General features: G+C 66.9%; 8 protein-coding genes. 1 reads left to right on the forward strand and 7 read right to left on the reverse strand.

What is annotated here, in order from left to right:
* Nucleotides 1-35 precede the first annotated feature (35 nt).
* The 6 genes from AU197_RS16945 to AU197_RS16970 form a co-directional block, all read right to left on the reverse strand.
* Nucleotides 36-3,728, reverse strand: coding sequence for a nitrate reductase subunit alpha (locus AU197_RS16945; RefSeq protein ID WP_064403869.1), 3,693 nt, complete (start codon nucleotides 3,726-3,728; stop codon nucleotides 36-38).
* Nucleotides 3,725-4,945: a nitrate/nitrite transporter gene (locus AU197_RS16950; protein ID WP_064403870.1), complete on the reverse strand. Its 1,221-nt coding sequence runs from the start codon at nucleotides 4,943-4,945 to the stop codon at nucleotides 3,725-3,727. The genes AU197_RS16945 and AU197_RS16950 overlap by 4 nt, the downstream gene beginning before the upstream one ends.
* A gap of 78 nt (nucleotides 4,946-5,023) precedes the next feature.
* Nucleotides 5,024-5,728 (reverse strand): ZIP family metal transporter, encoded by a 705-nt coding sequence (locus AU197_RS16955; protein WP_064403871.1) that lies wholly within the window; start codon nucleotides 5,726-5,728, stop codon nucleotides 5,024-5,026.
* A 9-nt stretch (nucleotides 5,729-5,737) separates the two neighbouring features.
* Entirely contained in the window at nucleotides 5,738-6,160 is a 423-nt protein-coding gene (locus AU197_RS16960; protein ID WP_064403872.1) for a DUF4383 domain-containing protein, read from the reverse strand.
* 89 nt (nucleotides 6,161-6,249) lie between these two features.
* Nucleotides 6,250-6,735: a DUF4383 domain-containing protein gene (locus tag AU197_RS16965; RefSeq protein ID WP_197415572.1), complete on the reverse strand. Its 486-nt coding sequence runs from the start codon at nucleotides 6,733-6,735 to the stop codon at nucleotides 6,250-6,252.
* Nucleotides 6,736-7,085: 350 nt separating this feature from the next.
* Nucleotides 7,086-8,954, reverse strand: a complete 1,869-nt coding sequence (locus AU197_RS16970; RefSeq protein WP_064403873.1) for a propionyl-CoA synthetase — start codon at nucleotides 8,952-8,954, stop codon at nucleotides 7,086-7,088.
* 40 nt (nucleotides 8,955-8,994) lie between these two features.
* On the opposite strand from AU197_RS16970, the gene AU197_RS16975 reads away from it, so the two are divergent.
* Nucleotides 8,995-9,855: an alpha/beta fold hydrolase gene (locus tag AU197_RS16975; RefSeq protein ID WP_064403874.1), complete on the forward strand. Its 861-nt coding sequence runs from the start codon at nucleotides 8,995-8,997 to the stop codon at nucleotides 9,853-9,855.
* Here the strand turns inward: AU197_RS16975 and AU197_RS16980 are convergent.
* Nucleotides 9,852-12,347 carry a sensor histidine kinase gene (locus AU197_RS16980; RefSeq protein WP_064403875.1) on the reverse strand — a complete coding sequence of 832 codons (2,496 nt, stop codon included), beginning with the start codon at nucleotides 12,345-12,347 and terminating at the stop codon, nucleotides 9,852-9,854. The two genes, AU197_RS16975 and AU197_RS16980, sit on opposite strands and share 4 nt — an antisense overlap.
* Nucleotides 12,348-12,659: the final 312 nt, after the last annotated feature.

Genomic DNA, 12,659 nt, shown 5'->3' on the forward strand with positions numbered 1-12,659 from the left:
TCGCTGTCTGCCTCGTCCGTTCTTCGCTCGGGGCATCAGTACGCCACCTCCTGGTTGCGCCGCCGAACGACGGTCACCTCGTCGCGCTGGTTGCCGGTCGGCCCGAGATAGTTGAATGCGAACGCCATCTGGGCGTATCCGCCCGCCAGATGGCTCGGCTTGATCAGCAGGCGGGTCAGCGAATTGTGGATACCGCCGCGCTTCCCGGTGGTCTCGCTGAGTGGCACGTCGATCACCCGCTCCTGTACGTGGTAGACGAACACCACGCCCTCGGGCATCCGGTGTGACACGATCGCCCGGCACACCAGCACGCCGTTGCGGTTCACCGCCTCGACCCAGTCGTTGTCGCGCACCGAGATCTTCGCCGCATCGGCCGGGCTCATCCACATCGTCGGCCCGCCGCGCGACAGCGACAGCATGAACAGGTTGTCCTGGTACTCCGAGTGGATCGACCACTTCGAATGCGGGGTGAGGTAGCGTACCGTCAGCGCCACACCGTCGTGGTCGCCCACCGCCGACTCGCCGAACAACCGCGACATGTCCAGCGGCGGGCGGTAAATCGGCAGCTGCTCGCCGAGTTCCTCCAGCCAGTCGTGGTCCAGGTAGAAGTGCATCCGGCCGGTCAGCGTGTGAAACGGTTTGAGTTCCTCGATGTTGACGGTGAACGGCGCATAGCGGCGCCCACCGGTTTCGCTGCCCGACCACTCCGGGCTGGTGATCACCGGGACCGGCCGCGCCTGGGTGTCGGCGAACGTAATACGGCGCTCCTCACTACCACCGGCCAGATGGACCAGCCGGCGCCCGGTCCGACGTTCCAGTTCGCGGAATCCCTCGACGGCCAGCCGCCCGTTGCTGGTACCCGACAGTGCCAGGATCGCCTCGGCCATCCGTTCTGCGGTGTTGATCGCCGGACGTCCCTCTGCGCGACCGGAGTTCATCACGCCGAACTTGGCCGCCAGTTCGTCGACCTCCTTGTCGGGTCGGACGGTCACACCCTTGGTGGTCAGCCCCAGCTTCTCGACGAGCGGGCCCAGCGCCGCCCACTTCTCGGCCACCGCGGGATAGTCACGCTCGACGACGGCGATCGGGCCCATGGTCTTACCGGGAACCGGAATGCTCCCGTCGGTGCGCCAATCCTTCTCGATGCCACCGGGATACGCCATCGCGCCGGGAGTGTCGTGCTGCATCGCGCCGAGCACGACATCGGACCGCACCCCTAGATGCTTGGCCGCGAGCGCGCTGAACACCCGCGCGATCGCGCCGAAGGCCTCGAAGTCGGAATGGGTTTCCCACGGTGGGTCCACGGCGGGGTTGAACGCGTGTATGTAGGGGTGCATGTCGGTGCTGGACAGGTCGTGCTTCTCGTACCAGGTGGCCGCGGGCAGCACCACGTCGGACAGCAACGTCGTCGAGGTCATCCGGAAGTCGATCGACATCAGCATGTCGAGCTTGCCCTCGGGAATGTCGTCGTCCCAAGAAATGTCGTTGGGCCGCAACGCTTCCGACGTCGGATCGGCCTGCAGGTTCGAGTCGGTGCCCAGCAGATGGCGCAGGAAGTACTCGTTGCCCTTGCTCGAGGAACCCAGCAGGTTGGCTCGCCAGACCGACAGCACCCGAGGCCAGTTCGCCGGGTTGTCCGGATCGGTGACGGCCAGTTTGAGGTCGCCTTGCGCGAGCTTCTCGGTGACGTAGGTGGAGATGTCCTGACCGGCGGCGCGGGCCTCGTCGGCGACGTCGAGGCTCGAGCGGTCGAACTGCGGATAGAACGGGCTCCAGCCCATCGCGGTCGACGTGGCGAGCACGTCCATGGTGTGCCGGTCCCGGAACCGGCCGCGGCCCAGCGGGCTGGACAGCGCATCGGCACGGTAGCCGTCGTAGCGCCACTGATCGGTGTGGACGTACCAGTACGAGGTGCCCGGCATCTGTCGCGGCGGCCGCGACCAGTCGGTGGCCATGGCCAGCGCCGACCATCCCGTCACCGGGCGGCACTTCTCCTGTCCGACATAGTGGGCCCAGCCGCCGCCGTTGCGCCCCATCGCGCCGGTGAGCAACACCAGCGCCAGCACCGCCCGGTAAGTGGCGTCGCCGTGGAACCACTGGCATATGCCGGCACCCATGATGATCATCGACCGACCACCGGATTCCTCGGCGTTACGGGCGAACTCGGTGGCAATCCGAATGGCTTGTGACGCAGCCACTCCGGTGATCGACTCCTGCCAGGCGGGGGTGTACGGCTTCGGATCCTCGTAGCCGGCGGGCCAGTCCCCCGGGAGGTCCGGCCGGGCCACGCCGTACTGCGCCAGCATGAGATCGAACACCGTGCACACCAGGTGTTCGCCGACCCGTCGCACCGGCACACCGCGGATCAGCGCCTCGCCGTGGCCGTCGAAGGTGTCGAATCGCGGTAGTGCGATCTCGGCCGTCTCACCGGCTTCGGTGAACAGCACCGTCAACGCCGGTACGAGGTCACCCAGCTCGAGGTTCCACTTGGTGACGCCGTCGTCGCCGAAGCGGAAACCCAGTGAGCCGTGGGGCACGGCGACGGAGTCGGTCGCGGCGTCGAGCAGCACCGGTTTGAAGGCCGCGTTCTCCTGTGCCGCGGCTTCACCGCCGAGGTCGGCCGCGGTCAGGTTCTTACCGGGGACGAGCCTGCCGTCGCGCTCCTCGAGCTTGACCAGGAAGGGTAGATCGGTGAACTTGCGGACGTAGTCGATGAAGAACGGAACACGCTGTCGGACAAAAAATTCCGATAGGACCACGTGACCCATCGCCATGGCCAACGCACCGTCGGTGCCCGCGGCGCACGGCATCCACTCGTCGGCGAACTTGGTGTTGTCGGCATAGTCGGGGCTGACGCTGACGACCTTCGTGCCGCGATAGCGCACCTCGGTCATCCAGTGGGCGTCCGGTGTGCGGGTGACCGGCACGTTGGAACCCCACATCATGAGATACGAGGCGTCCCACCAGTCACCCGACTCCGGCACGTCGGTCTGATCGCCGAACACCTGCGGGGAGGCCACGGGAAGGTCCGCGTACCAGTCGTAAAACGACGTCATCACCCCACCGAGCAGTTCGATGAACCGCGACCCGGCCGCGAAGGACACCATCGACATCGCGGGAATGGGGGAGAACCCGGCGATCCGATCCGGCCCGTACCGCTTGATCGCGTGCACGTGGGCCGCCGCGATCATCTCGGTGGCTTCGGCCCAACTGACCCGGACCAAACCACCTTTGCCCCTTGCCCGTTGGTAGCGTCGGCGACGATCGGGGTCGTTCTGGATGTCGGCCCACGCGAAGACCGGATCCGACACACGCGACTTCGCCTCGCGGTACATCCGGACGAGTTCGCCCCGCGCATACGGGTAACGCACCCGCGTCGGCGAATAGGTGTACCAGGAGAACGCCGCACCGCGCGGACAGCCGCGCGGCTCGTACTCCGGCCGGTCCGGCCCCACCGACGGGTAGTCGGTCTCCTGGGTCTCCCAGGTGATGATGCCGTCCTTGACGTAGATCTTCCACGAGCACGACCCGGTGCAGTTGACGCCGTGCGTGGAGCGGACCACCTTGTCGTGGCTCCACCGGTCGCGGTAGAAGATGTCACCTTCGCGGCCGCCACGGCGGTGGATGGAGCGTCCGTCATCGGAAGCCTCACCGGGAGTGAAGAACCGGCCGCTGCGTTCGAGCAGCTCCTCGATCCGGCCCCCGATGTGTGGCCCAGTGATCGTCACTGTGTCGCCTCCTTCGGTTGCGGCTCATGAGCGTGCAGCCGCAAGGCGGTATAGGCGAACGCGACCAACGCGGTCACCACGAGCAGGATCAGCCCGACCGAGTAATCGTTGTCGACCGGATCGTAGGTCGAGCCCATCACCAGCGGCGGGAAGTAGCCGCCCAAACCACCTGCGGCCGAGACGATTCCGGTGATCGACCCGACGGACTTCGCCGGTGACCGGCGGGCTACCCAGGCGAAGACCCCACCTGTCCCGATACCGAGAAACACCGCAAGCGCGATGAAGGTGGCGGCCGACCACACGTCCGGCGGGGGCTGCAGCATCGCGATGAGCGCCATCAGCGCCGTGCCGCCGAAGGAGCCCAGGACGACGTACTTCGGGGCGATGCGGTCGGCCAGCGCCCCGCCGACCGGACGCGCGAGGACGGCGGCCAGTGCGAAGCCCGCCGTGCGCGCGCCGGCGTCGACGGCCGAAAAATGGTAGATCGTCTTGATGTAGGTGGGCAGATAGTTGCTGAACGCCACGAACCCGCCGAACACGATCGCGTAGAGGAACGACATCTCCCAGGTGACGCGAAGCTTCGCGGCCGCCTTCAGCTTGGGCAACACCCGGTCGGTATTGGGCGTGAAGGCCGGTGAATCACGCATGAACAGCATGCACAACACCGCGGTGACCGCCAACGCGACCGCGATGATGACATGAGTGGGGAACAGGCCGAACCAGCCGACGAAGCGGGGCGTGAAGAACGCCGAGAGCGCGGTGCCCACCATCCCCATCCCGAAGACCCCGGTGGCGAACCCGCGGCGCGAGGGGTCGTACCAGTTGTTCGCGAACGGAATACCGACGGCGAAGATCGTGCCCGCGATACCGAGGAAGAACCCGCAGACCAGCAGCATGGGATACGACCCGGCCGAGCCCGCGGCGCCGACCGCCAGCACCGGCACGATCGAGATGAGGGAGATCGCGATGAACAACGCGCGCCCGCCGAACCGGTCGGTCAGCGAACCCACGACGATCCGTCCGAGCGCCCCCACCAGAATCGGCGTGGCCACCAGCATCGAGGCTTCTGAACTGCTCAGGGACAACTCGCCCGCGTAGGTCGTCGACAGCGGGCCGATCATGTTCCAAGCCCAGAAGTTGATGGCCGAGACCCAGGTGGCCAGCGCTAGATTGATGCCCTGCCGCGCGCCGGTGTGCGGCGTAGTCGCCGTGCTCACTCATTCAGACAACCACGTGTCACAGGCGTCCGCGTGGCTTTCGGGTGAAGCGCTGCGGCGCAACGGAGTACAAACGGCCTAGCTACTCAGGGACAGGCCGGCGGCAACGGCGAAACCCAGCACCGCGGCCAGCCCCGCCTGATCGCGAGCCTTCTCGGTGGCTTCGGGGATCATCGATGTCACAAGCATCACCAACAGGGCGCCGGCGGCGAAACCGTCTATTCCGCCTTGTAATTGGTCGCCTGCGACTTCCTGGAACTGGTAACCGGCCAGTGTGGCGACCATGCACAGCAGCGCGACCGCCACCCAGCCCAGCACAATCCGCTGTCGTGGCGTGCCCGCCGCCTTCAAGTCGCTGGCCGATCCGATCGCCTCTGGCAGGTTTGAGACGAAGATCGCCACGAGCAGCGACACGCTCACCGCGCCACCACCGGCGATCCCAATCCCCAGTACCGCCTGCTCGGGTATGCCGTCGAGCAGCGCACCCAATGCGAGCGGCAGACCGGCGGCGCCTCCGCCGCGACCGCCGATTCGCGCGACCCCCTTGTCGGCGAGGAAGAACGCGACGCCGCCGATCGCCAGACCCAGCGCCACCGCAACGGCCCCGCCGACGCGGAAGCCCTCTTCGGCCAGTTCGAACGAGATGCTGGCCACCAACGCCCCGGCGCCGAAGCCGAGGACCCACCCGATCAGCCGCGTGTTCCAGTCGCGTCCGATCCCGGCGAGCGCACCGATGACCAACGAGGATGCCGCAACGCCACCCCAGAGCAATGCGGTGAGCATCGCATCAGCCTAGGCGCGAATCCTTCTGCGACGCTTGGTCGGGTCATGCTGACCGGCGAGGGTCAATCCGAGGATCAACATGACGAGGCCCAGGCCGAACCACATCCAGCCGAACGCGTCGGCCACGGCGAATCCGTATGCGCACAACGCGAAGTAGACCAGCGACGCGCCGAGGAAGTATGCCCGCGCGGCGGCATACGTGCGCGCCATGACCAGGCCGAGGATGCCGATCACCAGGTTGACCACGTTGCCCAGCCCGGACACCGCGATCATGCCGACGAGGCTGGCGCCGGACTGGTGATCGGCCCACGCCAGCCGGTCGTAGTCCTGGGTGACGCCGGGAACGAAGCCGAGGGCGCCGAGGACGATCAGGGCGGCGCCCACGATCAGCGCCGCGCCCTGCACCGCCATGTACTTCGGTGTCGTCGCCATCCCTCGCCTCCGCCTGAAACCGTTATTGACGGACTCGCAGGTGATACCCCGCCGGCGCGGACGTTAACCGGCGCAGACGGCGTCGGCGTCTACCGGGCGTTCCGGTTGAACGGGGTGTTCGCGTCGATGACGCGGCGCGACAGCAGCACGCCCAGCGCGATCATGGCCGCCCCGAGCACCAGATGAAGCCAGTTGTCCGCGGTGTTCAGCGGCACGAAGTTCGCCGCGCTGTCGTGGTCGATGACCAACCCGTACACGAATAGCAGCAGGTAGATGATGCCGCCGCCGATCAGGTAGATGCGGGCCGCATCGAACGTGCGGGCCATCAGGACACCAGCCACACCGAACAGCAGGTGCACGATGTTGTGCAGGATCGAGACGTTGAAGATCCCGAGCAGCATGGCTCCGGAGTGATGACCGGCGAACGTCATCGAGTCGTAGTTCGTCGTGATACCCGGAATGAAGCCCAGGATGCCGACCAGCAAGAACGTTGCGCCCACGGCGAGTGCTGCCTTCTGCACGGGTGCGCCGTAGCGCGTCACGGCCGTCCGGCCCGGCGGATGACTGCTGACCATCGTCGTTCCTTTCGTCGAAGTCAGCGATGGCTACCCGGCGAAAGTCGATGCAAACGTGGCCTGGCGATCTGGCCGCGACGGGACCGCGGCTCAGTTCTGCGAGCGAATCCGAGCCGACTCTGTCCGGCACGGCCGATTGCGGGACGGCCTATTTCTTGATGTAGCAGTTCGGCGGGTTCCCGCAGTGATGACCCTGATCGCACTTGTGGCAGTGGCAGGTACAGCCGCTCTTGGCCTTGACCGCAGATGTACGCATCGCGAATCACATCCTCTGGTTGAGAGCCGGCCCGCGTCGGGCAAGCACGGACTCAACAACGAATATAGGCCGATACGAGCGTGGCCGGAGCGGCTCAGTTCTTCAGGATCGGCTTGAGCGCTTCGATCACCGCGGGGTCTTCGATCGTCGACGGCAGCGGTTCGTCACGCCCGTGGGCGATGCCCCGCATCGTCTTGCGCAGGATCTTGCCGGACCTGGTCTTCGGCAGCGCCGGCACCACGTCGACGAGCTTGAAACACGCTACGGCGCCGATGTCTTCGCGCACCAGCCGGATGAGCTCCTCGGCGAGCCCGTCGGCCGATGCGCCCGACTTGAGCACCACGAAGCCACGCGGCACCTGTCCCTTGATCTCGTCGCGGACCCCGATCACGGCGCACTCCGCGACCGCCGGGTGGGTCGCGAGCACGGCCTCGATGGATCCGGTCGACAACCGGTGGCCCGCAACATTGATGACGTCGTCGATGCGGCCCATCACGAAGAGGTAGCCGTCCTCATCGAGATAGCCGCCGTCGCCCGTGAGGTAGTAGCCGGGATGCTCGGACAAGTACGACTTCTTGTACCGCTCGTCGTCACCCCACAGCGTGGGCAGGGTGCCCGGCGGGAGGGGTAGCCGGATGCAGATGTCGCCCTCGTCGTTGGCGGCGCAGGAGGAGCCGTCGGCATGCAGAATCTGCACGTCGTAGCCGGGCATCGGGACGGTCGGCGATCCGGGTTTGATCGGCATGGGTTCCAGACCCATCGGATTGGCTGCGATCGCCCACCCGGTCTCCGTCTGCCACCAGTGGTCGACGACGGGGATGCGGAGTTTCTGCGCCGACCACTCGTAGGTGTCCGGGTCAAGCCGCTCGCCGGCCTGGAAGAGGTACTTCATCTTCGACAGGTCGTAGCGGCCGATGTGCTCGCCGTCGGGATCCTCCTTGCGGATCGCGCGCACGGCCGTCGGCGCGGTGAACAAGGCCTTGACGCCGTGCTCGGACGCGACCCGCCAGAACGCGCCCGGATCCGGCGTGCCGATCGGCTTGCCCTCGTAGAGCACCGTCGTCGCGCCCAGCAGCAGCGGTCCGTACACGATGTACGAATGACCCACCACCCAGCCGACATCGGATGCGGCCCAGAAGACTTCGCCGGGTTCGATGTCGTAGATGTTGCGCATGCTCCACAGCAGCGCCACCGCATGCCCGCCGTTGTCGCGCACGATGCCTTTGGGCTTACCCGTGGTCCCGGATGTGTACAGCACATACAGCGGATCGGTTGCGGCTACCGGAACGGGGTCGACGGGCGCCGCGGCCACCACGTCCTCCCAGTCCAGATCGCGCTCCGGAGCCATCTCGCAACGCTGCCGGTCGCGCTGCACGATGACGCAGTTTCGCGGTGGGTGCTCGGACATCTCGATGGCGGCGTCCAGCATCGGCTTGTAGGCGACGGTGCGCGACGGTTCGATACCGCAGGATGCGGAGACGACGACCTCGGGTCGCGCGTCGTCGATGCGCGCCGCGAGCTCGTGTGCGGCGAACCCGCCGAACACGACCGAGTGGATCGCCCCCAGACGCGCACACGCCAGCATGGCGATCACCGCCTCGGGGATCATGGGCATGTAGATCACCACGCGGTCGCCCTTTTCGACACCGAGACCGCGCAGCCCGCCGGCGAACTTCGCTGTCGCATCGCGCAATTCGCTGAAGGTGTACGTGCGTTGTGTCCCGGTGACCGGTGAGTCGTAGATGAGTGCGGGCTGATCGCCCCGGCCGTCGTCGACATGTCTGTCGAGCGCGTTGAAGCAGGTGTTCAGCTCGCCGTCGGCGAACCACCGGTAGAACGGCGGGTTGGAGTCGTCGAGGATCTCTTTCGGTTCGCGGGTCCACGTCACCGCACGTGCGGCATCGGCCCAGAAGCCTTCTGGATCAGCGATGCTGGCGTCGAACAACGCTCGGTAACCGGCCATACGGGCACGGTAGCGCGACGGCAGTTCCTATAGTCGCGTTATGGCTTCTGCTCCTCCGCCGATCGAAGGAGCGCGCCGTTCTCACGTCACCGCCCGCGGTGTGCGCTTCCACGTCACCGAGGCCGGCCCCGCCGACGGGCGCCCGGTATTGGCCCTTCACGGGTGGCCGCAGCATCACTGGGTGTACCGCGACCTCTTGGCGGATCCACCCGCGGGCCTGCGCATCATCGCGCCGGACCTGCCGGGTTACGGCTGGTCGGGTCCTGCGCCGCACCGGTGGGCCAAGGAGGATGTCGCCTCGGACGTGCTCGCGCTCATGGATGAGTTGGGCCTCGATCGTGTGCTGCTGCTGGCGCACGACTGGGGCGCCTTCGTCGGGTATCTGATGATCCTGCGAGCACCGGAGCGATTCGAGGGCTTTCTGGCGTGCAATATGGCCCACCCGTGGTTGTCGACGCGCGATGTACTGCCCCGGTTATGGCGCTTCGCCTACCAGATCCCGATCGCGACGGCCGGTGTGCTGGTGCAACGCCGCACGCCGTTCATCGAGTCGATGATCTTCGGCATCGGCTCGAACATGTCGGCGACCGACGTCCGCGTCTTCGCGGACCGCTTCCGTGACCCGGTGTGCGCCAGGGCCGCGCGTGACACGTATCGGACCTTTCTCACCAAAGAACTGGCGGGCAGCGCGCGTAACCCTGAGACGCGACGGGCGACGGTACCGATCCGCGCGCTGTTCGGAGTGGGCGATGCGGCGGTGCACCCGTCGTGGGCGGCCGCCGAAACCGCCAATGCCGACGACTATCGCGTCGAGATGGTCGACGCCAGTCACTTCATCGTCGACGAGCGACCCGATCTGGTGCGCGCGGCGCTCATCCGGTTGGCGGAGGAGACGGCCTAGTTCGGTGCGGCGGGCAGGTCGATTTCGACGGTCAGGCCGCCGCCGGGGGTGTCGGAAGCCGAGACCGTGCCGCCCATCGCCTCGACAAATCCGGAGGCAACGGACAGCCCGAGCCCGATGCCGATCGAGTCGTCGTCGCCGAGCCGCTGGAAGGGGGCGAACGCCTGCTGTTCGCTACCCCGCGGGATGCCCGGGCCCTCGTCGACGACGGCGATGAGAACCCGGTCACCCACCTGGCCCGCGGTCACCCGCACGAGGCTGCCGTCGGCGTAGCGCAGGGAGTTGTCGATCAGGTTGGCCAACACGCGCTCGAGCAGTTCGCTGTCGGCCAGGGCCGCGTGACAGTCGATCTCGACCTTCACCCGTTCACTGCCCGGTCGGGTGATTTCGTCTGTGTCCGCCCGGATTCCGAGCAGCGCACGTTGTACGACCTGTTCCAGTTCGACGCGGACCATCTGCGGCCGGACCGCGCCGGCGGCCAGGCGTGCCGAGTCCAGCAGGTTGGCCACCAGCGTGGTCAGCTGGTCGACGGACTCCTCCACCGTCGCCAGGAGTTCGGCGGTGTTGTCGGTGGAGAAGTCGACGTCGCTGTTGCGGATCCGGGAGGTGGCCGCCCTGGCGGCCGCCAGCGGGGTGCGCAGGTCGTCGCTGACCGCGGTGAGCAGCGCCTGTTGCAGTTTGTCCGCCTGACCGACGACCTCTGCCTTGTTCGCCTCGGCCAGTTCTCGTTGCCTGACCAGGTTGACGGCCTGCTTCCCGACGCCGCTGAGAACGCGGCGGTCGCGCGTCGTCAACGCCGGCCCGGACAGCAGCATCCAGTACTCGTCGTCGCCGATCTCGACCGGAGTGTCGGCATCGTCGACGTCGGCGCACGGGTCGGTGCCGGCGTGGGCGAGCACTTCACCGGTCTGGCTCCGAACGATGCTCACGGCACGCTGGGAGTACGTTTCGCGGACCCGCTCCAACAGGCTGTCGAGGTCCGCATCGTTGAGTACGCCGTCGGCGAACAGCGCCAGCAGCGCGGCTTCCTGGCTGGCTCGCCGCGCTTCTCTCGCCCGTCTCGAGGTCCGATCGACGAGTGCGGCGACGGCGACGGACACCACCAGCATCACCACCGTCGCCATGAAGCCGTCGGTGTCACGGACGGAGAACGCGTTCGCCGGAGCCACCAGGAAGTAGGCGATCAGCGCACCGGACAGGGCAGCGGCCGTGACGGCCGGCGCGAGCCCGCCGAGCAACGCGGTGCCGAGCACCCCGATGAAGAACAGCGCACCCGGGCCACCGATGCGCAGGAACCGCTCGGGCAGCAGCAACGTCAGCGCGCAGACCGCGACCGGGATCGCGATGGCGACAAGCCACGAGGTGAGTCGGCGCTGGCGTGGCGAGAGCCGGGACCACGAGAGGCCGGTGCTGGCCTGGTCGTGGCTGACCATGTGCACGTCCAGGCCGCCGGCCTGCTGGACGACGGCTTCGCTGATGCCCTCGTCGAACATGCGCGACAGCCGCGAACGTCGCGATGTTCCGACCACCAACTGCGTCGCGTTGATGTCGTGCGCGTAGGCGATCAGAGTGGCGGCGACGTCGTCACCCACCACAGTGTGCATGGTGGCGCCCAAGCTGGCGGCCAGGTCACGCACGGCCTTCTTCTGCTGATCGGAGATCGCGGTGAGACCACCGCCGTCGACGATGTGCACCACTCGCAGGTCGGCCCCCGAACGGGAGGCGATTCGCGACGCCCGTCGCACCAGGACCTCGGACTCGGGGCCGCCCGTCACCCCGACCACCACGCGTTCGCGGGGCGCCCACCGGTCGCTGATCTTCTTGTCGGATCGGTATTTGGCCAGCGCGGCGTCCACCTGATCGGCGAGCCACAGCAGAGTCAATTGCCTCAGGGCCGTGAGGTTTTCGGGTCGGAAGTAGTTCGACAGCGCCGCGTCGACACGCTCAGGCGGGTACACGTTGCCGTGAGCGAGCCTGCGCCGCAACGCTTCCGGTGTGATGTCGACCAACTCGATCTGGTCGGCCGCGCGCACCACCTCGTCGGGGATGCGGTCGGGTTCCTCGACTCCGGTGATTTGGGCGGCGAGGTCGGACACGCTCTCCAGATTCTGGATGTTGACGGTGGTGATCACCGTGATGCCGGCGTTGAGCAGTTCCTCCACGTCCTGCCAACGCTTCGTGTTCTTGCTGCCCGGGGCGTTGGTGTGGGCGAGGTCGTCGACGAGCACGACCTTGGGCCGACGCTGCATGATCGCGGCCACGTCGATCTCCTGGTCACCGCCCTCGGTCACACGCGCAGGGATCACCTCGATGCCCGCGAGTTGCTGGCCGACCTTGCGTCGACCGTGTGTGTCGACCACCGCTACAACCACGTCGGTTCCGCGCTCGAGACGCCGGTGTGCCTCGGCGAGCATCGAATAGGTCTTGCCGACACCGGGCGCCGCGCCGAGGTAGACGCGCAGGTCCCCGGTCTTTCGTCCCAGTATGCCCATCGCCACATAATTTACGTTGTGTAGTGCGTGGCTCAAACCCTTCTCGGCACTCCTGCTTTGCCGCTTCTCTGCACTTGCCGGCTCCGTGGCTCACGATGTCGCGCGAATTCACTTGTGTCTCTTTGGTTTCAGGGGTCACAGGCGGGGCTGGTTTGTCGGTGGGTGGGGTTAGCGTTGCAGTGTGGGATTCGAACGTATGAGCGAAGTGATCGCGGGGATGGCTGAGCAGCTGTCTGCGCTGGTCGCCGAGTCGTTCGACACCTTGAGCACCTCTGAGCAGTTGGCGCTGACCGCGCAATGGGAGAGCTTCAC

Source organism: Mycobacterium sp. IS-1590 (genome assembly GCF_001500025.1).
GTDB lineage: Bacteria > Actinomycetota > Actinomycetes > Mycobacteriales > Mycobacteriaceae > Mycobacterium.

What these genes read in the sequence shown, in the direction of transcription:
- AU197_RS16970 (WP_064403873.1), bottom strand. Translation starts at nt 8,954, where the DNA reads ATGGCCGGTTACCGAGCGTTGTTCGACGCCAGCATCGCTGATCCAGAA.
- AU197_RS16955 (WP_064403871.1), bottom strand. Translation starts at nt 5,728, where the DNA reads ATGCTCACCGCATTGCTCTGGGGTGGCGTTGCGGCATCCTCGTTGGTC.
- AU197_RS16975 (WP_064403874.1), top strand. Translation starts at nt 8,995, where the DNA reads ATGGCTTCTGCTCCTCCGCCGATCGAAGGAGCGCGCCGTTCTCACGTC.
- AU197_RS16960 (WP_064403872.1), bottom strand. Translation starts at nt 6,160, where the DNA reads ATGGCGACGACACCGAAGTACATGGCGGTGCAGGGCGCGGCGCTGATC.
- AU197_RS16980 (WP_064403875.1), bottom strand. Translation starts at nt 12,347, where the DNA reads ATGGGCATACTGGGACGAAAGACCGGGGACCTGCGCGTCTACCTCGGC.
- AU197_RS16965 (WP_197415572.1), bottom strand. Translation starts at nt 6,735, where the DNA reads ATGGTCAGCAGTCATCCGCCGGGCCGGACGGCCGTGACGCGCTACGGC.